General features: G+C 33.2%; 27 protein-coding genes. 15 read left to right on the top strand and 12 right to left on the bottom strand.

The features are described 5' to 3' along the window. Window positions 1–747, top strand: coding sequence for a DNA polymerase sliding clamp (locus D1866_RS11410; protein ID WP_013775532.1), 747 nt, complete (start codon window positions 1–3; stop codon window positions 745–747). Here D1866_RS11410 and D1866_RS11405 read toward each other — a convergent pair. From D1866_RS11405 to D1866_RS11380, 6 genes are read right to left on the bottom strand one after another with little or no spacing between them, the layout of a single operon-like run. Next, window positions 713–1,834, bottom strand: a complete 1,122-nt coding sequence (locus D1866_RS11405) for an amidohydrolase family protein (RefSeq protein WP_155861174.1) — start codon at window positions 1,832–1,834, stop codon at window positions 713–715. The two genes, D1866_RS11410 and D1866_RS11405, sit on opposite strands and share 35 nt — an antisense overlap. Next, entirely contained in the window at window positions 1,807–2,514 is a 708-nt protein-coding gene (locus D1866_RS11400) for a GTP cyclohydrolase IIa (protein ID WP_152939988.1), read from the bottom strand. Before D1866_RS11400 ends, D1866_RS11405 begins: the two co-directional genes overlap by 28 nt. Beyond that, window positions 2,511–2,969, bottom strand: coding sequence for a 6,7-dimethyl-8-ribityllumazine synthase (gene ribH, locus D1866_RS11395; RefSeq protein ID WP_152939986.1), 459 nt, complete (start codon window positions 2,967–2,969; stop codon window positions 2,511–2,513). The genes D1866_RS11400 and ribH overlap by 4 nt, the downstream gene beginning before the upstream one ends. Further along, complete coding sequence (gene ribC / locus D1866_RS11390; RefSeq protein ID WP_152939984.1) at window positions 2,950–3,411, bottom strand: riboflavin synthase; 462 nt, start codon at window positions 3,409–3,411, stop codon at window positions 2,950–2,952. Before ribC ends, ribH begins: the two co-directional genes overlap by 20 nt. After that, window positions 3,411–4,070 carry a 3,4-dihydroxy-2-butanone-4-phosphate synthase gene (locus D1866_RS11385; protein WP_152939982.1) on the bottom strand — a complete coding sequence of 220 codons (660 nt, stop codon included), beginning with the start codon at window positions 4,068–4,070 and terminating at the stop codon, window positions 3,411–3,413. Before D1866_RS11385 ends, ribC begins: the two co-directional genes overlap by 1 nt. 32 nt (window positions 4,071–4,102) lie before the next feature. Next, entirely contained in the window at window positions 4,103–4,606 is a 504-nt protein-coding gene (locus tag D1866_RS11380; RefSeq protein ID WP_152939980.1) for a hypothetical protein, read from the bottom strand. Window positions 4,607–4,687: 81 nt separating this feature from the next. On the opposite strand from D1866_RS11380, the gene D1866_RS11375 reads away from it, so the two are divergent. Beyond that, entirely contained in the window at window positions 4,688–5,446 is a 759-nt protein-coding gene (locus tag D1866_RS11375) for a DUF2208 domain-containing protein (RefSeq protein WP_152939978.1), read from the top strand. Here D1866_RS11375 and D1866_RS11370 read toward each other — a convergent pair. Further along, window positions 5,421–6,716, bottom strand: coding sequence for a cobyrinic acid a,c-diamide synthase CobB (locus D1866_RS11370; protein WP_155861236.1), 1,296 nt, complete (start codon window positions 6,714–6,716; stop codon window positions 5,421–5,423). The two genes, D1866_RS11375 and D1866_RS11370, sit on opposite strands and share 26 nt — an antisense overlap. Window positions 6,717–6,778: 62 nt before the next feature. Between D1866_RS11370 and pcn the strand changes: the two genes are divergently transcribed. Genes pcn through D1866_RS11350 form a run of 4 tightly spaced genes read left to right on the top strand, consistent with a single transcriptional unit; the run spans window position 6,779 to window position 9,944 of the window. Further along, complete coding sequence (gene pcn / locus D1866_RS11365) at window positions 6,779–7,516, top strand: proliferating cell nuclear antigen (pcna) (RefSeq protein WP_231136331.1); 738 nt, start codon at window positions 6,779–6,781, stop codon at window positions 7,514–7,516. Beyond that, window positions 7,513–8,472, top strand: a complete 960-nt coding sequence (locus D1866_RS11360; protein ID WP_155861172.1) for a uroporphyrinogen decarboxylase/cobalamine-independent methonine synthase family protein — start codon at window positions 7,513–7,515, stop codon at window positions 8,470–8,472. The genes pcn and D1866_RS11360 overlap by 4 nt, the downstream gene beginning before the upstream one ends. Continuing rightward, window positions 8,469–9,452 carry a methionine synthase gene (locus D1866_RS11355; RefSeq protein WP_196773433.1) on the top strand — a complete coding sequence of 328 codons (984 nt, stop codon included), beginning with the start codon at window positions 8,469–8,471 and terminating at the stop codon, window positions 9,450–9,452. Before D1866_RS11360 ends, D1866_RS11355 begins: the two co-directional genes overlap by 4 nt. A 33-nt stretch (window positions 9,453–9,485) precedes the next feature. Then, a complete protein-coding gene (locus D1866_RS11350) occupies window positions 9,486–9,944 on the top strand; it encodes a 30S ribosomal protein S15 (protein WP_152939971.1) in 459 nt (152 codons plus the stop codon). Here D1866_RS11350 and rnhA read toward each other — a convergent pair. Together rnhA and D1866_RS11340 are read right to left on the bottom strand one after the other, a co-directional pair. Then, window positions 9,939–10,385, bottom strand: a complete 447-nt coding sequence (gene rnhA / locus D1866_RS11345) for a ribonuclease HI (protein ID WP_152939970.1) — start codon at window positions 10,383–10,385, stop codon at window positions 9,939–9,941. The two genes, D1866_RS11350 and rnhA, sit on opposite strands and share 6 nt — an antisense overlap. Then, window positions 10,372–10,755 (bottom strand): CbiX/SirB N-terminal domain-containing protein, encoded by a 384-nt coding sequence (locus D1866_RS11340; protein WP_152939968.1) that lies wholly within the window; start codon window positions 10,753–10,755, stop codon window positions 10,372–10,374. The genes rnhA and D1866_RS11340 overlap by 14 nt, the downstream gene beginning before the upstream one ends. A 69-nt stretch (window positions 10,756–10,824) precedes the next feature. On the opposite strand from D1866_RS11340, the gene D1866_RS11335 reads away from it, so the two are divergent. The 6 genes from D1866_RS11335 to D1866_RS11310 are packed head-to-tail and all read left to right on the top strand — an operon-like array spanning window position 10,825 to window position 14,360. Continuing rightward, the gene (locus D1866_RS11335; RefSeq protein WP_048054548.1) at window positions 10,825–11,463 is read left to right on the top strand and encodes a 30S ribosomal protein S6e; all 639 of its coding nucleotides are present in this window, start codon (window positions 10,825–10,827) and stop codon (window positions 11,461–11,463) included. Window positions 11,464–11,467: 4 nt separating this feature from the next. Then, window positions 11,468–12,715 carry a translation initiation factor IF-2 subunit gamma gene (locus D1866_RS11330; protein ID WP_152939966.1) on the top strand — a complete coding sequence of 416 codons (1,248 nt, stop codon included), beginning with the start codon at window positions 11,468–11,470 and terminating at the stop codon, window positions 12,713–12,715. Then, window positions 12,694–13,116: a type II toxin-antitoxin system VapC family toxin gene (locus D1866_RS11325; RefSeq protein WP_152941362.1), complete on the top strand. Its 423-nt coding sequence runs from the start codon at window positions 12,694–12,696 to the stop codon at window positions 13,114–13,116. The genes D1866_RS11330 and D1866_RS11325 overlap by 22 nt, the downstream gene beginning before the upstream one ends. Window positions 13,117–13,128: 12 nt before the next feature. Further along, window positions 13,129–13,656 (top strand): DNA-directed RNA polymerase, encoded by a 528-nt coding sequence (locus D1866_RS11320; RefSeq protein ID WP_152939964.1) that lies wholly within the window; start codon window positions 13,129–13,131, stop codon window positions 13,654–13,656. A gap of 6 nt (window positions 13,657–13,662) precedes the next feature. Continuing rightward, window positions 13,663–13,863 (top strand): transcription elongation factor subunit Spt4, encoded by a 201-nt coding sequence (gene spt4 / locus D1866_RS11315; RefSeq protein WP_152939962.1) that lies wholly within the window; start codon window positions 13,663–13,665, stop codon window positions 13,861–13,863. After that, window positions 13,836–14,360: a GTP-dependent dephospho-CoA kinase family protein gene (locus D1866_RS11310; RefSeq protein WP_152939960.1), complete on the top strand. Its 525-nt coding sequence runs from the start codon at window positions 13,836–13,838 to the stop codon at window positions 14,358–14,360. The genes spt4 and D1866_RS11310 overlap by 28 nt, the downstream gene beginning before the upstream one ends. A 45-nt stretch (window positions 14,361–14,405) precedes the next feature. Here the strand turns inward: D1866_RS11310 and D1866_RS11305 are convergent, their stop codons facing one another. Together D1866_RS11305 and D1866_RS11300 are read right to left on the bottom strand one after the other, a co-directional pair. After that, window positions 14,406–15,653, bottom strand: coding sequence for a 2,3-bisphosphoglycerate-independent phosphoglycerate mutase (locus D1866_RS11305; RefSeq protein ID WP_152939958.1), 1,248 nt, complete (start codon window positions 15,651–15,653; stop codon window positions 14,406–14,408). Then, window positions 15,650–17,902, bottom strand: coding sequence for a CDC48 family AAA ATPase (locus D1866_RS11300; protein ID WP_152939956.1), 2,253 nt, complete (start codon window positions 17,900–17,902; stop codon window positions 15,650–15,652). The genes D1866_RS11305 and D1866_RS11300 overlap by 4 nt, the downstream gene beginning before the upstream one ends. Window positions 17,903–17,954: 52 nt before the next feature. Between D1866_RS11300 and rgy the strand changes: the two genes are divergently transcribed. Both rgy and D1866_RS11290 read left to right on the top strand, forming a co-directional pair. Next, a complete protein-coding gene (gene rgy, locus D1866_RS11295) occupies window positions 17,955–21,653 on the top strand; it encodes a reverse gyrase (protein ID WP_152939954.1) in 3,699 nt (1,232 codons plus the stop codon). A gap of 5 nt (window positions 21,654–21,658) precedes the next feature. Beyond that, the gene (locus tag D1866_RS11290; protein ID WP_152939952.1) at window positions 21,659–22,525 is read left to right on the top strand and encodes a carbon-nitrogen hydrolase family protein; all 867 of its coding nucleotides are present in this window, start codon (window positions 21,659–21,661) and stop codon (window positions 22,523–22,525) included. Here D1866_RS11290 and D1866_RS11285 read toward each other — a convergent pair. Next, the gene (locus tag D1866_RS11285) at window positions 22,509–22,835 is read right to left on the bottom strand and encodes a winged helix-turn-helix transcriptional regulator (protein WP_152939950.1); all 327 of its coding nucleotides are present in this window, start codon (window positions 22,833–22,835) and stop codon (window positions 22,509–22,511) included. The two genes, D1866_RS11290 and D1866_RS11285, sit on opposite strands and share 17 nt — an antisense overlap. A gap of 47 nt (window positions 22,836–22,882) precedes the next feature. Here D1866_RS11285 and D1866_RS11280 point away from each other — a divergent pair, with 47 nt between their 5' ends. Beyond that, window positions 22,883–23,611, top strand: a complete 729-nt coding sequence (locus tag D1866_RS11280; RefSeq protein WP_152939948.1) for a TrmB family transcriptional regulator — start codon at window positions 22,883–22,885, stop codon at window positions 23,609–23,611. The last annotated feature ends 23 nt before the right edge of the window (window positions 23,612–23,634 follow it).

Genomic DNA, 23,634 nt, shown 5'->3' with positions numbered 1-23,634 from the left:
GTGTTTAAGGTAGTATATGGGAGTTCATTAGATTTTTATAGATTAATAACAGCAATGTCAAAATTAGTCGATTCTCCAATATTAAATTTAACAGAAGACGGAGTAGTAGCTAAGCATTTGACTGACGATAAAGTTCTTATGGGAGTTATAAATATTCCAAAAGATGTTTTAGATGATTATGAAATAGAAAAACCTCTATCATTAAAGATTACCATTTCTGATCTTAAGAAAGTACTTAGTAAGGCTAAATCAAAGAACTCTTCAATCGAAATCTCTGAGACAGATTATGGAGTTAAAATTACTATTAGGGATGAAAAATCTGGAACTAGGAGTACAATGAATTTAAAAGCTGAAAAAGGAGAGCCACAAGTGTTAAAAGAACCTAACGTAAAATTACCGGTATCTATAGTGTTTGAAGGTGATATTCTAAAAACAATAATAAGCGACGCCTCAGAAATAGGAGAAGAAGTTGAGTTCTCCGCAGAAGGGGAGGAAGTTACTATATCTACCGAGGAGTCTGGAAAAAGCTATAAAGCTATTCTTAAAAAAGATCAGCCTTTAAAAGAAGTTAGCATAGAAAGTAGTGCTAAAGCAGTGTATAGCCTAGAAGTATTAAAAACTGTGGCTACAGCAAGTAGCTTTACTGATACATTAAAATTAAGTTTTGGCAATAATCTACCAATGAAAGTTGAGGCTTCTACAGATAAAGGAGCTATGCTAATATTCTGGGTTGCTCCGCGTATGTAATATTTCCTTCCGAGCCCCTTTTTATTATAGCCGAATATATGTCATGTGCTCTTAAAATTCCTGTTTTCTCTCCTTCAATTATTATAAAATTTGATTTTTCTCCTTCATCTATTTTATTTGTTCCAAATAATCTTGCATTTACTGTTGCCGCTTTTAATATTTCCTTAGAATAATTACTTAAAGGATCTTGAAGTCTAGATATTAGCAAAGCTAACTCCATTTCTTTCCATAAATTTGGAGATAGCCATGCAGCGTTATCTGTACCCAATAGTATGTTAACTCCAAGTTTTATTGCACTAGCAATCCTAGGTATCCCTGTAGAGAACCATAAATTACTTCTAGGGCAAAGAACTAGACTAACGTTTTTCTCTTTTAGTATTAATAGCTCATCATCTGAAAGCCAAGTTCCATGAATTATAAGATTTGGTCTTAAATATTTCATGAAAAATTCTAGATCTTTCTTTAAATTCTGTTTCAAAGTTTCAGAAATATGTGCAGCTTTAATTTTATTTTTAAATATTTCACTTATTTTCATTAGTTCTTCTGGTGAGTACGTTGAAATACTTGATACACCGAAGCCGTCATCAATTTCTGCTAGATGTACTAGATTTTTATCGTTAAATTCATTTTTCTCTAATCTACCTAAAATAATATAATTTATTCCTTTTAATTTTCTTTTTATGTTGAGAGCTATTTTGCTACCCAAAATACCTAATTCCCTAAAGTCAGTTACAGTTGTTACTCCAAAATTTATCGAATTAGAAATAAAGTTTAATGAAAAGTTTATTAAATCTTTCTCATTTTGCTTTGATAATAATTCGTATTTTAAGCTATTAGGATCTCCTACAAGTTCTTTTATCGTTTTATCTATTCCTATTTCTGGAAATGCGTAATCTAGCATGTGGACATGAGAGTTTACGAGTGATGGTATAGCAATTCCGTTAGTAAAGCTCTCCGCATTACTCGAAAATCCATTACCTATATGTGTGATATATCCATTACATATTTCAATGTTAACATTGTCTTTAACTTCTAGGTCCTCCCCTATAAGTACCTTCCTTACGTTGAGAACTTTACAATTTTCCACTTATCTTCCCTTTTGCTCCTTATTTCATCTAAAGCTCTGGTTGCTCCTGCCATAGCGGATCTCGCATTTTTACCTATTCCTATTCCTACTTTTATTTCGTCCATATTTTCGACAATTTTGATAATTTTATCTAGAGTATCCTCATCAATGAACGCTATCATATTGTCTCCTCCTAAATATTGGCTAATTCCACCAAAATCATATATAGACTCAGATAGTTTAGAGTAAAGTCTCATTACTCTCATATAAGCTGCATAGAATGATAATTCATGTGTTAATGATGTAAAATTATTATAATCAAAGTGGCATGCAACTACATTCTCGTCATGAATTATACTAAACTTAGGTTCATCTGATAAAGAATTTAGTATGCAGTTATGTGCGTTTATTTCAGCTTCTCTAGGAGTTTTACCATAACCTATGCATGCATTAATTTTAGTAGGTGAAATCTCTTTAACCTTAGTATAAATTTCTAGTAAATGCTTGTTAGGTATTCCGTCGGCTAAAATTATTAAGCCGTCGTATCTTACTGGTAATGCGAACCCTCCAACTCTTGATATTTCGTCATTTACAACCTTATATATACTAGACTGTATATCTTGTATTTTCCATTCTCTATCGTAACCTAAACTTTCTGTCCATTCTTTATATCCAATAAATTCCATTAGTAAAATTTTCATTCTATTATCACTTTTTCTTCGTTCAATTTTTCTGGAATTTTCCTTAGCCTTTTAGCCATTTTGATTGCAGCCTCAACAGCTCTAGTTGCATATTCTTCAATCCTTTCTACTGCTTGTTCATGAGTTGCTCCAGGTCCTATAATTCCTAGTCCTATCGGTTTTTCATATTCAACTTCGAGGTCGGAAATGAGTCTAGCTATCTGGTTAGCTATTAACTCATCATGTTTTGTTTCACCTTTTATAATTGCACCTAAAACTGCTATGCAGTCTACATCCAATTTTATTAATTTCTTTACTGCCAGAGGTATTTCAAACGATCCAGGAACTTTAAATATAACACTAACTTTAGCTCCTAGGAATTCTGCATGAGATATTGCTCTTTGTAGCATTAAATAAGTAATATCGTAATTGAATTCTGCTACAACTAATCCTAGTTTAATCAATTGATCCTGCATCTTTATATCCCTGTCTTAATCCTTTTCCTGCATAAGGAGTTAGTGCATTCTTGCCTTCCTTTACTAGGAGAACCAAATTTCTTGCGTGTTTTGATGCCCTGTCGATTGCTATTTCTTTTAGTTTTTCTTCATTATCAGCTTCGTCTTCGTGTACTGTTACATCTATTACGTGCTTTGACGTTAGCACTTGGACCATTATTAATCCAATACTAGCTGCTAAATAACTATATTTATCAAGCATAGTTTTACCTACCCAACCTAGAGTTATTACTCCATCGCATCCGCTATCGATTAGCCTTCTTGCGGCTACTGGCAAATCCTTTATTCCTGGAACTGTATACCTTATAATTTCTGCATCTGGATCTTCTCTTTTTATAACTTTAATTGCAATTGCCCCCATATCTACTCTTGAAAACGTTGTATCAGCAACGCCATATTTCATTATGCTATCACCTCTTTTAGAATTTCCTTTCCTTCTATTAATAAGAATCCTATATTTCTTGCATATTGTATAACTTTTTCTTTACTCAAACTTTTTCCTTCATCAAGCATTTCAGCTATTACTACGCTCCTTTCAAGGCCAACGTATTCTGCGAGTGTAGTTGAGAGTTCCGTATGTCCGTGTCTTTCTCCTATCCCCCTGGATAATAAAATTGGAACGTGTCCTGGAGCGTAGAATTCTGTATAAAATCTTTCTACTGCACTTTTTTCATCTTTCTTTAACTCAGATATAATTTCATGAAGCTTAAGAATAGTTAATGCTCTATCATTATCTGAAATGCCAGTTCTTGTATTGACATGATTTACCCATAACGAGAATGCTGGCTTATCTCCATACTGAGGTAATTTAACTAATTGCTTATACTCAGAATTTAATAGGATATCTGTCTGAAATTTTAAACCAAGTTTTTTACCTTCTTCGCTACCAGTAGCGTAGCAAATTAGTCCTCCTGCTTCTTTTCTTAATATATAGATTTTTTTCCAATCTATTACGCCTGCGTAAAACATCATATCTGTTTCCTCTTCTCTTCCATCGAAATCGTATATTAGTATTGGCAAACCGTCTTCCAAGTTTTTCCTTATTTCTTCTTTAGGTATCATAAGCTATCTATTCAACAATAATATATAAGTATTTACTTATTCCTTTTTATAACTCGTAGTAATATACTACCAATTATTGATAGAATAGGTATTAGTAATACAACGACATACTCATATGTAGTCTGGACATCTTTAGTCTTACTAGATAATACGGCATTATTGTCTGGGTTAGTTAGGTTTGGCATGGTAAGATTTTCTGGTTTACACACAATTATTTTTATGTACCCGATTTCTTTACTGTTATTCATTATTAATATTAAAAAAGTAGAATTATAATACGTTAAATACTCACTATTTATTATGTAGCAATATTTAGAGTTTGAACAGTTAGGAATAAGTATATGGATAAGCGAAATGTTAACTCCAGTCAAATTATACGAAGTTCTTATGTATATTTCCTGAGTAATGTTGTTAAGCGAAATGTTAACTGGATTACTTACAATAGAATATATTTCTAAGATTATCTTATTTGGTGGAGAATACCCAATCTTAAATGAGAGATTAGAATAATAGGAATAGGAAACCAATGAAGACAAGACTAGTGTTATAAGCAAAAATATTAACGCTTTAAGCATGCTAATAAATATTTAATAGAGTAAGATAAAAAGGAATGAGAAATGTCTGCCAGTCAATATAACCCTTATAATTGGAAATTCCTACTATTTACACAGGTATGGCTTATAATAATATCTATAGTTTTAACTTATTATCCGCAATATTATTTCGAAGTAATAATTCTATATATTATAGTAATTTTTGGATTTACATTCTTTATGACTTATAAATCCAATCCTGTGTTTAGGGATAGAAAACTACTTTATGAAATAGTCAATGCTAGGACAATTTACGAAGAAAAAGATGTTACAAAATTAATAATGGCAGATCAAGAATATCAAAAACAATATATGGATTCTATCAAGAGAAATTTTAGAATGCTAGGATTCTATATTGTCTATTTAGCAATATTATTCTTTGCATATCAATATATAATAAAGTTTGCAGATTCTCAAGCTATGAGTTATAGGTTACTAGTTTATTTAGCTTACTTTGAAGCTTTGTTTGGGATAGGTTTCTTTGTTAGTAGAAAGATTCTTGCGCCTTCAATGAGCAATATGGCGCCTATGGCGCTACCTAGCTATAAAATAACTGAAAAAGGTATAGTTAGCGGCAAAGGATATTCTGTCTTTCTTCATGCAAAATATTTACTTAACTCGGAAATAACGATAAATCGTGAAAAACATTATATTGAGATAGACTCAACGAAACAGAAATTACCCTATAAAGTTAGACTATATTCGCAGGATATAGATAAAGTCCTTGACTATATAGAACGTGTCAAAAGACTAGAACTTAAAAGGCAGAGCTCTGAAGGCTAGCAAAGTGGAAATGGGTATATGTAGCTAAAGTTTCTTGAACTTTTACTCCGTCGTATCCGTCTTTTATTCCTTTTCCTCTTATGTTTTTGAATATAAACTTTTCTTCGTTCACTTCGACTGGAAAAGATATGTGAAATTCATGTCCTCTTATCTTTTCTCCTTTCTTAGAGAGAATCGAATCTTCTAAAGTCAAAAGTTCAGTATACCCAATGGTAAGTTTTCCTTTTGCAGAAATTCCTAAGTCGAAAATATTACTCATTTTGTATTTTTTGCCATCAAAACCTATTATATATTTGGAAGTATACATTAATCCTCCGCATTCTGCTAGAATTTTTGTTCCCTTATATGACTCTTTTTTTATCCAACTGGACGTTATAGAAGATTCTAACTCTTTTAAGTAAAGTTCCGGATAACCTCCGCCTATATAAATTAAATCTGGATCTTCAACTGTTTCGCCATTTAATGGACTAAAGAATTTTATTTGGAATTTTCGTTTTAATATGTCTATATTCTCTTGATAGTAAAAATTAAAAGCCGCGTCGTAAGCTATTGCTGCTACTTTCTTCTCAGTATCTTGTATTTCTAAATCGTTAACTTCAGGCAAATCTTCGGCAGAATTAGCTATTCCCATTATTTTATCTATATCTACGTATTCCTCGAGTAACTTAGATATCGTATCAATTGCTTTCTCTGGGCTATAATCCTCAGTAGTATAAAGTCCTAAGTGCCTAGATGGCACTACTACGTCCTTTGAGAACGGTATATAACCTAAAACTTCTGTATCCTTTACAGAACTTTTGCAATAATTGAAATGACCTTCAGAAGAGATTTTATTAAATATTACTCCAGCTATCTTTGCATTTCCGTAATCTTTAAGTCCCTTAATTATTGCTCCTGCTGTACTACCTATATTTTCACAGTTTATGATTAAAATTATTGGAGTTTTTGTTATTTCTGATAGCTGGTAAGTACTATAATCTAGTCCTATTCCATCATAGAGGCCCATTACTCCTTCTATTATCGATATATCATATCCTTTCGAATATTTTATTAGGCTGTTAATAACATGTTCCTTTCCCATTATAAATAAATCTAAATTTATCGAAGGAATCCCTCTTGTTGCAATCTTATGATATCCAGTATCTATAAAATCTGGGCCAGCCTTGAATGGTCTAACTTTAATTCTTTTAGATAACGCTCTCATTAAACCAGATGAAATAAGTGTTTTTCCAGAATCACTCCTATCTGATGAAATTAAAATTCTAGGTATGTGAGTCATATTATACCTAATGAGAAAAAGAAATAAATGTATAGTTTATGTTAAATTCAATCATGAAGTTTTCTTATGATGATGTAAGAGACTTTAAGAATATACTAACTGCCTTAGCAAAGTTAGTCGATGAGGCGTCATTAAAGATAAAACCAGATGGAGTAGAATTAGTAGCCATAGATAGAGCTCACATTTCATTAGTGAAACTCCAAATTCCTAAAGAGGCGTTTAAAGACTATGATGTTCAAGAGGAGTTTAATTTCGGTTTTAATACTCAATACCTTCTAAAGATTTTATCCACTTCTAAGAGAAAAGAATCCATAGAGCTAGAAGCTAATGATCCTTCACAAGTTACAATAAGAATTTCTGGAGGTTTTAATAGAGATTATATTGTTAGAAATCTAGACGTTTCTCCTCCTGAAGTTCCAGAACTTAATTTAGAATTTGATGTAAATGCTAGTATAAATTCTTCTGGATTCAAAAAGGCAGTAAGTCAAATTTCAGCAGTAAGTGATACCATATTATTTAAAGCAGATGAGAACGGTATTACTCTAAAGAGCAAATCTGAAACCGATGTAGAAGTAGAATTTACAAAAGAATCTGGAGGATTACAAGATATTGAGTTATCAAAGCCTGCTGAGTCTACTTACTCTTGTGATTATTTAGACGATATATTAGCTTTAACAAAGCTTTCTGGCTTAATGAAAATCTCATTCTCTGATCAAAAACCATTACAGATACAGTTTAATATGGAATCTGGTGGTAATGTAATATACTTACTTGCTCCACAGATGGGGTGATAGAATTTAAGGCGTGTATAATAGGAAGCTATCCAAAATCTCTTGCATTAGGTAAGACAATATCTAGATATAGGTCAGGAAAAATATCTCAAGATAAATTAGAGAACGCAATTCTAAAAGAAGAGGAAAAATTCTTCAATATTGTAAAAGATGTTAATCCAGAATGCACTACCGATGGCTTATTTAGATGGGATGATATAGTAGATTTAACTTTCTCATACATTAATGGCCAGGAAAAAGGAGAGCTAATGAGATTTTTTGATAATAACTTTTATTATAGAAAAGCTGTAATAAAGTCCAAATTAACTCCTAAAGATGAATATAAAAACATTCTAGAAGTTGATAGAGAGATGATGAAGAAATTTGGCTTAAAAACTGGTTTAAGTGCGGTAATATTGGGACCTTTAACTTACGTTGAATTATCGCAAGACGAATACTATCATAATGTGGAAGAATTATTATTTACCTACTCTTCTGTAGTTAATGAAGTTATAAAAGGAATAGAAAGCAAAGTTGACATGATAGAAATACACGAACCTTCACTCTTCTCTAAGGGTATTAAAAAGGAAATTCTGGATAAACTTTCTTCAGCATACGAAAGCATGCTTAAAGGTATCAGAAAGCCTACATTAGTTATTTCCTATTTTGAAGTTTTAAATAAAAGACTTCCATATTTATTTTCCCTGCCAGTAGAAAATTATGGTGTAGACGTAATAGAGAATAAAAAGAAGTTAGCTAATATATACAAATATTTCAAGGATAAGAACGTCTTCCTAGGAGTTTTAAACACTAGAAATACTAAACTGGAAAGAATAAGTACTATAAGAAGGATGATAGAGAAGGCTAAAGAAAAAGGAGCTAAAGAAATTATGATTGGTAACGCAAGTTTAATGGACTTTATACCAGAGAAGATAGCTAAGAAAAAATTAATGCTTTTAAAGAAGGTGATACAATGATGGACGAGTTACCTATCCTACCCACAACTGTAATAGGTAGTTATCCTAGACCAAAGTGGTTAAGAGAAGCAATAAGGTTACATAAAGCTGGAAAGGTTTCGGATGAAGAATTAACGGAAGCATTTAATGACGCCGCACTAGCAGTTCTTCATGATCATTATTTGGCAGGAATTGATGTTCCAACGGATGGCGAAGTAAAAAGAGATGAAATGGTTGAATATTTCGCTGAAAGATTAGGCGGTTTCAAGTTTTACGGTCCTGTAAGGGTATGGGGTACTGCGTATTATAGAAAGCCAGCAGTTGTAGGAAAAATAGAATATAAATCACCACTTTTAGTGGACGAGTTTAACTATACTAAGTCAGTATCATATACTCCAAATGTTAAGATAACTATTACAGGTCCATATACTATTGCCTATTGGTCATATAATGAATACTATAAGGATATGAAAGATTTAGTATTCGATCTAGCTAAAATTATAAACAAAGAATTACATAATTTGGTAGACGCTGGTGCAAGAATAATACAAATAGACGAACCTGCAATACATTCTAATAAGAAAGACGTTAGTTGGGCAGTAGAAGCAGTAAACGAAGCTGTAAAGGGAATTAATGCTAAATTAGTTGTTCATATATGTTATGGCGACTATAGAATAGTTGCTCCGTACTTGAACGAGTTTAAGGTCGATCAAATAAATTTTGCTCTAAAAATATATAATTACAGATATCTGGAATTATTTAAAAAATACGGTTATGAAAAGGAGCTCGGATTAGGAGTAATAGACGTTCATAGTAGACGAGTAGAGTCCGCAGAAGAAGTCGCTAAAGATATTAAAAATTCGCTGAAATATTTCCCTGCAGAAAAGATATGGATTAATCCGGATTGCGGACTAAAGCTACTTCCTAGAAGCATAGCTTTTCAGAAATTAGTAAACATGGTAAAAGGTACAAAGATGGTAAGGGAAGAACTTAAAAAGTAGAATGTATGTAGTAAAATAAGCTAGTGATTAGCTATGAATAAGAAGAGAGCAAGAGGAAAATCTCACTCTACTAGACCAGTAAGAGCTGGAGCTCCTAAATGGGTTAGGTTCACTAGAGAAGAAGTTGAAATGTTGGTAGAAGAATTAGCAAAGAGAGGATACGGACCTAGTATGATAGGAGTAATATTAAGAGATCAATATGGTGTACCTTTAGTTAAGCAAATAACTGGTAAAAAGTTAACACAAATCCTTGAGGAAAAAGGCTTGGCCCCCAAAATTCCAGAAGACTTATTTAACTTAATTAGAAAGGCTGTTAATGTAAGGAGGCATCTGACAGAATATCCTAAGGATAAAGTATCTAAAAAAGGCCTTGAGGAAATTGAGTCTAAAATAAGAAGACTAGTTGACTATTATAAAGAAATTGGAAAATTACCTGCTAATTGGAACTACGATCCTACAACTGCTGAGCTATTAATAACTAGTACATCATAATCTGCATCCTATTTCTTTCAATTTATTTTCAAGAACTAATTTATACGCAATTCTTGTCAATCTATCTGCTTCAGTATTTTCTTCTCTTGGAATCCATTTAAATTCTATATGCTCGAAATTTTTTAAACTTTCTTGTATTTTATCGTATATCCTTTTAAGCCTTGGAGATTTTATTCTATACTCTCCAGATAACTGTCTAATAACCAGTTGGCTATCTCCATAAAATATCGCTTTTGTAATTCCCAATTGTATTAATTTCCTTATAGCACAATATGCGCCCATATATTCAGCAACGTTGTTTGTCGAGTCTTTTGACCAAGGTTTTTCTGCTAAACCGTAACCTTGTAGGACTTGATTATCAATTTTTATTACATACGCATAAGTAGCTATTCCGCCAGGATTTTTTGGCTCGCACAATCCGTCAAAATTAACTTTTGCCATCAATTTTTTCCTCTACCCTTTCCTTTAATATTTCTGCAACTCTTTTATCTACTCCTATAGGCTTAGCAATAACAACTCTCACTTTTTTCTCGTTTATTACGGTTTCTCCTTTCTCGTCTAGTCCTAATAATTTTGGAATATCTCTATAGAAATGCATACCAGCAGCAAATAACAGAGGCACAGCAATTATTTCTGTAGCACCTTTATTTACTAGAATTTCTAACGATTCTCTGAGTGTAGGTTTATTAAATTCAAGAAAACCATATTCTACTAAGGGAAAATACTCTAATAGTAAATTTTTATAACCATCAGCTATATTTTTCCATTCCTCAACTCTACTACCATGCAAGACTAAAATTATACCGATCATTTTAAGTTCTCTGGAGCTACGAGTTTATATACTTGTGTCAGAATACCAAAATGAAAAGGTGGCATTTAATTGCCGGACTTTAAGATTGTAATTTCAGATCCCGAAACCAAGCAATTAAAAATAATGAAAGTAAAAGTAAAGGCAGACGAAAATGTAAAATCAATAGATGGAGAAAAAGATGGAAAAGCATTACCTATAGCCAAATTAAATAGTAAGTTAAAGCAAGCACTTAATCTGGATAAATTATTAACTCTGCAAATTGAGAAACAAGAAGGAGACAAAAAAGTGAAAATAAAAGTACATTTCTTAGTGCAGGTTGATGACAGTTTACCAGACAATGAGGTGCATATAAGCAAGAATATTGCAGAAAAATTTGGTGCTGAAGACTTTGAGGCTTTAGCATATAGGACTAAAGCTTTTCAAATTTCTATCGATCAATCAAAATTAAACTTATTTGGAACTAAAATAGGGGATAAAATAAACTTAGTAATTAGTGATACACCATTTACATTAAAAATTACTGGAGGGTCAGATAATACCGGCTTTGCAATGAGACCAGATATTTCTGGTCCCGCAAAGAGAAGAGTATTAGTTTCTGGTCCTCCGGGCTATATTCCACGCGAAGATGGTGAAAGAAAGAGAAAAATGTTAAGAGGAGATACAATAAGTAATGAAATTGTTCAGATAAATACTGTAATAGTAAGGTGATTTTTTGCCCTGGCCAAAAGTCCAACCTGAAGTTAATATAGGTGTAGTAGGTCATGTAGATCATGGTAAGACTACGTTAGTTCAAGCTCTAACTGGAATATGGACGTCTAAACATTCTGAGGAATTAAAAAGAGGAATGACTATAAAACTAGGATATGCTGAGGCAAGTTTTGGTATTTGTAAAAACTGTAAGAAACCTGACGCTTATGTTAACGAGGAATCGTGTAGGCAATGCGGAAGTGATGAAGAGCCAGAATTTTTAAGGAGAGTTTCATTTCTCGATGCTCCAGGACATGAGATTTTAATGGCTACTATGCTATCTGGAACGGCTATCCTAGATGGTGCAATTCTAGTAGTTGCAGCTAATGAACCATTTCCTCAACCTCAAACTAGGGAACATTTTGTAGCTTTAGGTATAGTAGGAATAAAAAATCTAGTTATAGTACAAAATAAAATCGATGTAGTAACTAGAGATCAAGCAATAGCGCAATATAAGCAAATTACTGAGTTCATAAAAGGAACTTGGGCCGAAGGATCGCCTATAATTCCTGTTAGTGCACTTCATAAGATAAATATTGATGCACTAATAGAAGCTATAGAAGAAAGAATTCCTACGCCAAAGAGAGATTTAACTAAAACACCTATAATGCTAGTAGTGAGAAGTTTTGACGTAAATAAGCCAGGAACTACATTTGATAAATTAGTTGGAGGAGTAGTAGGAGGAAGTATAATTCAAGGTAAATTCTCTATAGGTCAAGAAATAAAGATTTTACCTGGAATTAGAGTTGAAGATAAAGGTAAGGTAACTTACGAACCAATTTATACTAAGATATCATCGCTTAGATTTGGAGATCTAGAAGTGAACGAGGCCAAACCTGGCGGTCTAGTGGCAGTAGGAACTTATTTAGATCCTTCAGTAACTAAAGCTGATAGCCTAATGGGTAATATGGTAACGGATGCAAAGGCGGATATTCCGGTTTTATGGAATATTAGAGTTGAATATAATTTACTTGAAAGAGTGGTAGGTAGTAAGGATCTTGTTAAAGTAGAACCTATAAGAAATAAAGAAGTATTAATGATAACAGTTGGGTCTGCTACCACGCTAGGTACGGTAACTCATGCCAAATCTAATGAAATAGAACTTGAACTTAAGAAACCAATTCCTGTTTGGGAGAACAATTTAAGATTAGTTATAAGTAGACAAGTAGGAGGAAGATGGAGATTAGTAGGATGGGGGCAAATAAAAATCTAGGTATCCTAGTTGATACTAATATTTTACTTTACGTGTATGATAGAGTAGATCCTTTTAATTTGGTAATAGAATACCTTGATTATAAACCAGTATTCTATATTCATAAAGCAGTTTTTCATGAATTGGAAATTTTGAGAACTAGGTACTCTAGATCTTCTTCATATATGTCAAGAATAAATATTGCATTAATTTATCTAGAAAAATATAAGAATTATTGGAAACTTATAGGCGATGAGATTGATAAACCTACTGACGATATTCTTATTGATTGTGCTAAAAGGAATAATTTACTTATTTTTACAAATGATAAGGAATTGAAACAAAAGGCATTAAAAAACAATGTAGGAATAATTTTTTTAGCAAGTAAAGGTAAAATTATAAAATCGCTCTTTCCTATCTAACTGTTGATTATTATGTTTAAAATTATTAAAGCTAAAGGAGTTGTAAGAATACCGCCAGAATATTTTGGCGAAGAATTAGATAAGATTGCTCTTGAAATCTTGAAGTCAGAATATCAAGATAAAATCTTTAAAGATTTGGGTTTAGTTCTTGGAGTGTTGTCAGCTAAAGCTAGTGAAGAAGGTCAAATAATTTTTGGAGATGGAGCAACATATCATGAAGTTGAATTTGAATTATTGACATACGTTCCAGCTTTACAAGAAGTAGTTGAAGGAACAGTGGCAGAAGTCGATAATTATGGAATTTATGTAAATCTAGGTCCAATGGACGGATTGGTACATATATCTCAAATAGCCGACGATACTTTTAAGTTCGATTCAACAAGAGGAGTTTTAATTGGCGAGAAAAGTAAGAAGGTTCTGCAGAAAGGAGATTTAGTTAGGGCAAGAATAGTAACTGTTTCTGCTGTATCCTCTTCAGGCAAATTGCCTAGGATAGGTTTAACTATGAAACAACCTACATTAGGTAAGTTAAATAAGTGATGGAAAATGCCTAAATCATCAATTTTTAAAGCGTGCAGAAATTGTAAGGCATTAGTTTTGCCAGACCAAGACGTATGTCCAATATGCGGAGGTACGAGTTTTACTGAGGATTGGGAAGGGATGGTTATAATATTGAATGAGAATTCTGAATTAATGAACCTAATAGGTGCAAAGAAACCTTGGAGATACGCGATAAATATAAAGTAGATTTATGTTTTTATTTACCAAAGGAAGTTAGAAAAGAACTTTCAAGACCATATGGTATTCTTTTTAAATCTACCGAAAAGCTCCTAAAATATGCAGATAATTTTGAAAGAATAATTACTGTAGGAGACGTTGTTACTCAAGAGCTATTAAAGAACAATAGAAGAGTATTTCTATCTATAGTAGACGGTAAGACTAAGAGGAATATAAAATTGCATATGAGATTTTCGAATTATATTATGGTAAAAAATGAGCCTGCTATAATAAGGCTTTCAGCGATGTCTTATATTAAGGCTGCATTAAATTCTTCATTCAGTTCTGTAATTTATGTTGATGGAGAAGAAGATTTGCTTGTAATTCCTGCAACTCTATATGGAAGAGATGGAGATTTAGTTATTTACGGTCAACCTAATGCAGGAGCAGTAGCATTAGAGGTTTGTGAAGCAACAAAGTGGAGAGTTAATGACATATTTTCTAAATTTAATGTAAAAAAATGTTGATCAGCCCTGCGCGGGTTCTTCACCTATCAGCCCTTTCGAGCTTCTTCATGCGCCATATTTTGTTGCTCTATTGGAATAATTAAGTAATAAGTTCATTACATCTAGTCCTATTATCTTAAGACTTCCTTTTCTAGCTTCTCTTTCGTTAAAGTCACTTACGTTATCTGGAATTATATTGTCTGGAACATAAAGGAGAACTGGAACTGGATCTCCAGAGTGCTCTTTAAGTTCTACCGGTGTAGCATGATCCCCAGTGAACATTATTACTATTTCTCTTCCTACATTATTTAATATCTTCCCTATTATATAATCTATTTTCTCGATCGCCTTAACTTTTTCTTCGGCTTTTCCATCATGAGATGCGGCATCTGTAGCTTTTATATGCAAGAAAACGAAGTCGTATTTATCATCTTTAAAGAGTTCTATAACCTTATCTGCCTTAGCGTCATAATTTGTATCTATGCCTCCAGTTGCACCCTTTGGAGTAAACACGTCCATCCCTATTGCTTTACACACGCCTTTTATAAGAGCAGTAGCCGATACTGCTCCTCCTTTTAGTCCAGTATAATTATATAGCTTAGGTAATTCAACAAACTTTGATGCGCCCCTTAATAATATTATATTAGCAGGAGGTTCTCCTCTTTCAATTCTATTCTTGTTATAGATAGAAGTTGATAATACGTCATAAATTCTTTTTGTTAAATTATTCACAATTTCGGCTGTTCTTCTTGCGCTTATTGAATTATCTAAAGGGATAGATTCTTTAATCTTACGCCCTACTTCGTGAGGATCTGTGTCAGAAATCTTATCGCTAAGATCCTTTCCTGAGAGTACTACAGCAACTCTATGTTCTGTGGCTTTATAAAAAGTAACTTTAACTCCATCTATTTCTCCTATTTTCTGGTTTAACTCATTTACTAGTTGTTCACCTTCATCAATCTTTCTACCGGCTCTCCTATCTATTACGTTCATGTTTTCATCGACTGTTGCAAAATTTCCTCTAAATGCTATATCTCCTTCAGTAAGATAAGCTCCAGTACCTAATGCCTCAAGCGCGCCTCTGCCTCTATAATATCTATGAGGGTCCACGCCGAATATTGCCATGTGTGAGGTATCGCTACCTGCTACTATTCCAGGACCTATGGGATCCATTAGACCTACTAGTGAAGATTTAAGTAATTCCTTTATGTTAGGCTTATCTGCAACTTCCAAAGGCGTTTTATTACCTAACGATTTAACTTGCCTATCTCCTAATCCATCAGCAATAATTAAAAGTATTTTATATTTTTTCATACTACAGCACTCCTCTTTAATTCCTTGGCAAGCCTTTCATATCTTTCAATATCTGCTTTAGTTATGCTTGGAGAAACTATTTTTAGAGCCTCTTCAAAGTGTTTCATCGTAACTTTACTGTTAAAGTTATTCATACAATTTCTCATTTCCTTATTATAACATTCTTCTACAAATTTGCCATCCTTTGTGCAGGCTTCTCTGGATTTTTGCTCACATACTGCAGAGACTTCACGCAACATAAGCATTGTTGCTTCTCTTACTACTGCTTCTAAATCTGCTCCAGTATATCCCTCGGTTTTTTCAGCAATTGTCTCTAAGTTAACATCCTCCGCTAACGGCACATTTCTAGTATGAACTCTAAGTATCTCTAATCTTGCTTTCTTATCTGGCGGAGGAACGTATATAAGCCTATCAAATCTTCCTGGTCTTAGTAATGCAGGGTCTAATATATCTGGTCTATTAGTTGCTGCTATAACTACGACTTTATTCAATGGTGTGATTCCGTCCATTTCTGCTAATAATTGATTAACGATTCTTTCTGTTACGCCGCTATCATGAGCAAAACCTCTCATAGGTGCTATAGAATCTATCTCATCAAAGAATATTACTGTTGGAGCTGTTTGTCTTGCTCTCCTGAAGATCTCTCTTATCGCCTTCTCGCTTTCTCCTACCCATTTTGATAATACTTCTGGACCTCTTACTGCAATGAAGTTTGCTCCACTCTCAGTCGCTACAGCCTTAGCTAACATTGTTTTTCCAGTGCCAGGCGGGCCAAATAATAGAACTCCTTTAGGAGCCCTAATTCCAGATTTAGTAAAAACGTCTGGGAACTTTATTTGCCATTCTATGGCCTCTTTTAATTGTTGTTTAACATCTTCTAATCCTCCTATATCGCTCCATCTAACCTTTGGTACTTCTACATATACTTCTCTAAGCAAGGTTGGCTGTATTGATTTCATTGCTTCTAGAAAGTCATTCATTGTAACTTTTAATTCCTTTAATAATTCCGCGGGAATCTGTCCTTGATCTAGGTTTACTTTAGTTGTAGCTAGAAATCTTCTTAGTGCAACCATTGCTGCCTCTTTAGCTAAAGCTGCTAAATCAGCTCCTGTGTAACCATTAGTCATTTCTGCTATATCATCAAGGTTTACGTCATCTGAAAGAGGCATACTCCTAGTGTGAACTTGTAATATCTCTTTTCTAGCCTTTGTATCTGGTGGCCTTATTTCTATTTCCCTATCAAACCTTCCTGGCCTTCTTAATGCAGGATCTATTGCATCTGGTCTATTAGTTGCACCAATAACTATTATTTTTCCTCTTCCTTTAATTCCGTCCATCAAAGTTAGCAATTGTGCAACTACTCTTTTCTCAACTTCTCCTGTTACTTCTTCTCTTTTAGGAGCTATTGCATCTATTTCGTCAATGAAAATTATTGAGGGAGCATTCTTGTTAGCTTCGTCAAATATTTGCCTAAGTCTTTCTTCGCTCTCACCGTAAAACTTGCTCATTATTTCTGGTCCATTTATTGAAATAAAGTATGCCCCTATTTCATTAGCTAAAGCTCTAGCAAGCAACGTTTTTCCAACTCCTGGGGGCCCATAAAGTAGTATTCCTTTAGGCGGTTCTATTCCTAAACGCTGGAATAATTCTGGATGTTTCATAGGTAATTCAACAATTTCTCTGATTCTTTCCTTGACGTCTTCTAGATCACCTATATCTTCCCATGTAACTTTAGTGTATGTAGTTTCAGCTTTGACTGGCTCTTCTCTAATGTCTAGTTGAGTTTCGGAACTTACGAATACGTAATTGCTTGGCTGTGTATTTACTACTACAAGTTCTATTACACCAGTGTAAATTGGTATAGGGATTGTCTCTCCTTTAACTAATGGCTTATACATGAGTTGATCCTTTACGTAGTCAACAAAACTTTGATCAAATCTTATTGGCTGTGTAGGTGCTAATACTATTTTAGTAGCCTTATTTACTGTAGCCTTTCTTATTTCAACTTCGTCTCCAATGCTAGCTCCTATTGCTTTCCTTATATAACCATCAATCCGTATTTCGTCGTCGTTAATATCATAAGCAGGCATAGCTTGAACCAAAGAAGAGCCCGAGGGTCCAATTATCTCCAAGTAATCTCCAGCGTCTATTTTTAACTTTGTCATTAAATTTTCTGATAGTCTAGCTATTTTTCTTCCTACATCCCTTTGTCTAGCCTCAGATACTTTAAGCTTAATTGGAGCCGACATCAATATACTATAGCTAAACCTTTTAAATAAGTCTTATTCAGAATCACTAGTAATGAGTGAAGATTTACCTAACTTAGTTTATATGAATTCATGCCCTAATTGCGGAGGAGAGATAACTGCTAATAGACTATACAAAGGCTCAGCGTGCGAGAAATGCATAAAAGAGGACATTCAATTCAATTCAGTGTACGATTTGGCCTTATATCTATTAAAAAATAAGAACTTGATTAATTTACGCTCTCCGTATGAAATATTAAAAGAATTGAAAGAAGTAGAAAGACTTTTTAAGAGAGTTCTAGGATCGCCACCATTAGGACCGCAGAGATCATGGATAGTTAGAGCATTAAGAGGAGAGAGCTTTGCGATAATTGCACCACCTGGCTTAGGCAAAACTACTTTTGGAATTTTAATGTCTTTGTATTTTGCTGAAAAGCAAAGAAAAACTCTAATGATTTTTCCTACAAAGACATTAGTTAATCAAGTTGTTCAAAGAATACAAGAAATGAGCAAAAGTTTAGAGGAAGTACCGAAATTAGTATATTACTATTCTGGAATTACTCAATCCCAAAAAAGTGAACTTAATAAGATTTTAGAATCTGGAGACTTTGACATTTTTGTATCTACATCTAGGTACATAATTAATAATGTTGATTATATATCAACAAAAGATTACAAGTACCTATTTGTCGATGACGTAGATTCTGTTTTAAAATCAAGTAAAAGTGCAAGAGCTGTATTAAAATTAGTAGGATTTACAGAAGATGATATTCAAAATGTAAGAGAATTATTAAGAAAATCTAAGAATAGTGAGGAAGTATATGACGAAATAAGAAAGATTAGAGAGAAAAAATCTGGAGATAAGATTGCTATATTTTCCTCCGCAACTATAACTAAAGGTAATCCAGTATTCTCAGCATTGATGGGCTTTAGGCCAGGCAGTGCAGTGATATATTTGAGGAATGTAATAGATTCTTATGTTCAACTATCGAGTGCTACTGACGAGGAAATAATTGACATTGTAAATAAGATTGTGAATAAGCTAGGTAGTGGAGGTTTAATTTTTGTACCTATAGATAAAGGCGTATCTTTTGCTAATGAGATAGCATCAAGCATTTCTGGATTGAAGGCTGAAGCAATTTCTTCTACGTCTATTACAAAATTAGATAAATTCGAGAAAGGAGAGATTGACGTTCTAGTAGGTGTAGCTACTCATTACGGTATACTAGTAAGGGGAATAGATATACCTTGGAGAATAAGGTATGCAGTATTTGCAGGAATTCCTAGATTTAGGTTTAAGATAGGAGAGACAATGCATCCTTTAGCCATGTTAAAAATGCTTACCCTTATCTCATTGGTATCTAAGGATGAAGAAGTAACTAAAATATTAAGGATAGTAAGAAACAAGTTAAGGCGTATATCTCCTGCGGCATTGGTAATGCTTGCAAATTCTGTAAAAAGTGGTAAAATTGAAGACAAGTATATCCAAGAGGCGTACGATTTAACCAATAAATATTTAAGAAATGAGGAAATCCTAGAAAAAATTGCAGAAATAGGGGAAATTTCAATAAATAATGGATATATTTCAACTCCAGATTATTTAACTTACATTCAAGCTAGTGGTAGAACTTCAAGGATTTTTGGGGGAGAATTAACAACTGGGTTATCCGTTTTACTGGTAGATAATCCAAGATTATTTGAACTCTTAAATAGACGTCTATCTATTGTTTTAGATGAAGTAAACTGGAATCTATTTGATATAGATAATAATAAAATAGGAAATAATAATTTACATGAAATACTTAAGAGAATTGATTCTGAAAGAGAGAAAATAAGAAAAATAAAGAAGGAAGGCCTTTTAACTTCAGCGTCAGTTAAAAATATAAAAACAGTATTATTTATTGTAGAATCTCCTAATAAGGCCAAAACAATATCTAACTTCTTCTCTAAACCGAGTATAAGAGTATTCAATGGAGCAATAATATACGAGACCGTAATAGGTGATAAAGTATTAATGGTTACTGCAAGTGGAGGACATGTTTATGATCTAACTACTAAAAATATAGGAATTCATGGAATAGAAGTAAGAAAGAATTCGAACCTAGAGTTTATACCATATTATAATACAATAAAGAGATGTAACAATGGGCATCAATTCACTGAATATGCTGAGGGTAATAAGTGCCCAACGTGTGGGTCAACTATTATAAAAGATAAGATTGATGTTATTAATTCATTTAGGCAACTAGCATTGGAAGCCGATGAAATTTTAATTGGAACAGATCCTGATGTTGAAGGAGAAAAAATCTCTTGGGATTTATATTTAGCTTTAAGGCCTTATAATCCAAATATAAAAAGAGCAGAATTTCATGAAGTAACTAGGAGAGCAATAGTAGAAGCAATAAATAATTCTAGACAATTCTCTATACCGCTGTTGCAGTCCCAAGTTGTAAGGAGAGTTGAGGATAGATGGATAGGTTTTAGTCTCTCGAGCAAGCTGCAAACTGTTTTTTGGCCACAGTACTGTTCTGAAGTATTAAAGAGAACTGACTGCGGAGAGAATAAAAACTTAAGTGCAGGAAGAGTTCAAACTCCAGTATTAGGCTGGGTTATAAACAGGTATAATAAGTATAATGAAACTAAAAGGACAGTATTTATAGTTAAGTTCCTTAATTCTCTTTCAGTTCTTGTCCCTAAGCAAGCAGACTTAGACAAAAATGATGTTAAAGTTGTGGTCTATAATATATCAAAGTCGTCAGAAACATTTGGCCCTATGCCTCCATATACGACTGACGAGATGCTTTCTGATGCATCCAATTTGTACGGAATTTCTGCTCCAGAAGCAATGAGGGTAGCCCAAGATCTTTTTGAAATGGGTTTAATAACATATCATAGAACAGATAGCACTAGGATTTCTAACACGGGAATTGCTGTTGCGGAGAATTATCTAAAAGAAGTACTTGAGGATAAATATAAGGAGATATTTAAGCCAAGAACTTGGGGAGAAGGCGGTGCACATGAAGCTATTAGACCTACTAGACCATTGGATGAGAGCCAATTAAGAGCTTTAATAGAAGAAGGAGAACTAGAATTGCCTAAGAGGCTTACTTTAAATCATTATAGAATTTACGGTCTTATATTTTCCAGATTTATATCCAGTCAAATTGTACCGTTAAATGTTTACAAATTAAAATTTAACGTTAAAGTTTTGAGCAACGGTAAAGAACTAAAGGTGGAAAATCCGGAGATGGAGTTAATAATTAACGTCTCTTTACCAGGAGGAATAGATGTGAACAAGCTATCGTTATATTATCCAAGGTCTTACTTTGCCAGCAGAGATTCTTCTTATGCAGATACTATAAAGAAGCTAGAAGACTGTAGTAAATCTGGCCAATGCGAATTTGTGGGAAGCATTTCTTCTTCGTTTGTTAAGAGCGATTATCAACTCTATACTCAAGGCGAACTTATAACTGAGATGAAGAACAAGAAAATTGGTAGACCTAGTACGTATGCGACAATCATTGCCACATTGCTCAAAAGAGGATATATGCTAGAGAGCAAAAAAGTTAAAAGACTTGTTCCATCTAAATTAGGGATTAACGTGTATAACTTTTTAACGAGTAAATACTCTAAGTTCGTATCAGAAGAAAGAACTAGACAATTACTTGAGTTAATGGATCTTATAGAAGACGGTAAAGAAGATTATAGACAAGTATTAAAACAATTATATGATGAAATACAAAGTATTGGGTGAAAGTTATGCTAATCTCGTTAACGTATTTAAAACTAAAGGAAATGTCTAGAAAACATAATATAGAAAAAGCAAAGAAATTAATAAAAACTGCAAAAGAAAGAGGTGCGAAGCTAATAATTCTTCCATCGCTATTTCCAGTCGGTAACACGTTCGAGATATATAATAATGAGAAGAAAATGAGGAGTGTAGTAAAAAATCTTGCGGAAAAAATACCTGGCAATTCTACTGACATCTTAGTGAAGCTAGCCATGGAAGGTGAAATACACTTAATAGCAGGCCCTCTTTTAGAGCAAGCAGGCCCTAAGATATTCTTGACTACACTGGTTATCTCTCCAGATGGAGAAATAATAGGTAAATACAGGAAGATAATAATGTCAGAAAAAGACGTAAAGCTCGGAATATCTGGAGGTAAAGAACCAATTTATGTAGTTTTAGATAAAAAGTATGGTGTATTATCTGAAGATGACCTATTTTCACCAGAAATTAGCAGAATCTTGGCGCTAGGAGGTTCACAGTTAATAATAGGTACCACTAGGCCAGTTAATAAAAAACAAGATTTGATAAAGTATGTAGCAATAACTAGAAGTGTTGAAAATGGAATTTCGTACCTGATAAACGGCGAGATAATAGAAAATGAAGATGGAGAAATAGTAGGATACACACCAACATTTATAGCTACACCAGACTCTCTAGTTTATAAGGAAGCAGAAGATGAAGATTCTATAGTCCTCGTAGAGAGTTCTATGATAACACAAAATAAAGAAGGTGTGAATACAAGGTTAAATGGAATAGAATCAATAATTTATGGACTTTGCAAGAGTATCAAAAAGACTAAAATGAATGAAAAACCTATTCCTAAGCCTGAGGGTTAATATATACTGCAGTCCTTCTATTTCTAAATACTTCTTTTATTATTCCTTGAGCATTTAAGTCCTTTAAAATACGTTTTGCAACGCTTAGTGTTATGTTAGTTTTTGTTGCTAATTCGTAAGGTGTTATCAATTTTTCTCTTTTTATTTCTTCTTGGATTTTCTTAATCATTTCATCAGAAATTTGAATATTCTTTGATATAACTTCACTACCGGTTTTACTTATCTTCTTTTTACCTTTCTGCTGTTGTTCTTCTTGCCTCTTTAACCTTTTTTCAATGTTACTAATAGGCTTTTTTGTTACTCCACCCATTTAACACACCTATTAATCTTTAATGCGAATAGGCTTATAATAATTTAATGGATAGTAATCCGTTAGAAGATACGTTAGCAAGAGTCTCTAGGTTTGCTTCAATTTTAGGAATATCTAGAGCAGAATTACGGATATATTCCACCTTGTTATTAGAAGGTCAGATGACTGCAAGGCAGTTAGCAGAGCAACTGGGAATATCCTATACAAAAATTTACTCTCTTCTCATAAAGCTGGAAGAAAGAGGATGGATTAAAAGATTAGGAAAAAAACCAGCTGTTTATGAAGCCATACCTCTAAGAGATCTATGGGCTAGTATTAAGAAAATGATCGAGATTAAAGTCGATGAATTCGAAAAGGAATTCATAGAGCCACTATCCTCATTATTATCGCCTTCGTCTACTTACAGTATAACTATGATACCTCCAGATAAAATTAAATCTACCTTTTATGAAATACTTGACGAAGGCAATAAGGTTTCAATTGCAATATCTTATCCAGAATTATTAAGCGAAGATATAATACAAGCCATAAAGGCAAAAAGCTATACTTCTCCAGATCTTAGAGTAATAATTCAGAGTGATATAAACATTCCTGAAATTTCTGGACTTCAAATACGTAAATTGAGTAACATGTTTGGAAGCGGTTTAATAACTTCTACAGCCGTCTTGCTAATAATTAAAAACGCAGATAAGCTTTCTGGTCTATTCTCAAATCATAAGTATATCGTAGACATCGCTACCGTTTATTTTAACCATTTATGGACTCAAGCAAAATAAGAAAAAATTACGTTGCAATAATT

This window comes from Acidianus ambivalens (genome assembly GCF_009729015.1).
In the GTDB taxonomy this organism is placed as follows: domain Archaea; phylum Thermoproteota; class Thermoprotei_A; order Sulfolobales; family Sulfolobaceae; genus Acidianus; species Acidianus ambivalens.
Note: the sequence above shows the minus strand (reverse complement) of the source record. Positions and strands in the feature narration are given on the sequence as shown.

Excerpts from the sequence above, each read along its gene's own strand:
- D1866_RS11400 (WP_152939988.1), bottom strand. The coding sequence starts at position 2,514 with ATGAAAATTTTACTAATGGAATTTATTGGATATAAAGAATGGACAGAA.
- ribH (WP_152939986.1), bottom strand. The coding sequence starts at position 2,969 with ATGCAGGATCAATTGATTAAACTAGGATTAGTTGTAGCAGAATTCAAT.
- ribC (WP_152939984.1), bottom strand. The coding sequence starts at position 3,411 with ATGAAATATGGCGTTGCTGATACAACGTTTTCAAGAGTAGATATGGGG.
- D1866_RS11385 (WP_152939982.1), bottom strand. The coding sequence starts at position 4,070 with ATGATACCTAAAGAAGAAATAAGGAAAAACTTGGAAGACGGTTTGCCA.
- D1866_RS11375 (WP_152939978.1), top strand. The coding sequence starts at position 4,688 with ATGTCTGCCAGTCAATATAACCCTTATAATTGGAAATTCCTACTATTT.
- pcn (WP_231136331.1), top strand. The coding sequence starts at position 6,779 with ATGAAGTTTTCTTATGATGATGTAAGAGACTTTAAGAATATACTAACT.
- D1866_RS11355 (WP_196773433.1), top strand. The coding sequence starts at position 8,469 with ATGATGGACGAGTTACCTATCCTACCCACAACTGTAATAGGTAGTTAT.
- D1866_RS11350 (WP_152939971.1), top strand. The coding sequence starts at position 9,486 with ATGAATAAGAAGAGAGCAAGAGGAAAATCTCACTCTACTAGACCAGTA.
- rnhA (WP_152939970.1), bottom strand. The coding sequence starts at position 10,385 with ATGGCAAAAGTTAATTTTGACGGATTGTGCGAGCCAAAAAATCCTGGC.
- D1866_RS11340 (WP_152939968.1), bottom strand. The coding sequence starts at position 10,755 with ATGATCGGTATAATTTTAGTCTTGCATGGTAGTAGAGTTGAGGAATGG.
- D1866_RS11325 (WP_152941362.1), top strand. The coding sequence starts at position 12,694 with ATGGGGGCAAATAAAAATCTAGGTATCCTAGTTGATACTAATATTTTA.
- D1866_RS11320 (WP_152939964.1), top strand. The coding sequence starts at position 13,129 with ATGTTTAAAATTATTAAAGCTAAAGGAGTTGTAAGAATACCGCCAGAA.
- spt4 (WP_152939962.1), top strand. The coding sequence starts at position 13,663 with ATGCCTAAATCATCAATTTTTAAAGCGTGCAGAAATTGTAAGGCATTA.
- D1866_RS11305 (WP_152939958.1), bottom strand. The coding sequence starts at position 15,653 with ATGAAAAAATATAAAATACTTTTAATTATTGCTGATGGATTAGGAGAT.
- D1866_RS11300 (WP_152939956.1), bottom strand. The coding sequence starts at position 17,902 with ATGTCGGCTCCAATTAAGCTTAAAGTATCTGAGGCTAGACAAAGGGAT.
- rgy (WP_152939954.1), top strand. The coding sequence starts at position 17,955 with ATGAGTGAAGATTTACCTAACTTAGTTTATATGAATTCATGCCCTAAT.
- D1866_RS11290 (WP_152939952.1), top strand. The coding sequence starts at position 21,659 with ATGCTAATCTCGTTAACGTATTTAAAACTAAAGGAAATGTCTAGAAAA.
- D1866_RS11285 (WP_152939950.1), bottom strand. The coding sequence starts at position 22,835 with ATGGGTGGAGTAACAAAAAAGCCTATTAGTAACATTGAAAAAAGGTTA.
- D1866_RS11280 (WP_152939948.1), top strand. The coding sequence starts at position 22,883 with ATGGATAGTAATCCGTTAGAAGATACGTTAGCAAGAGTCTCTAGGTTT.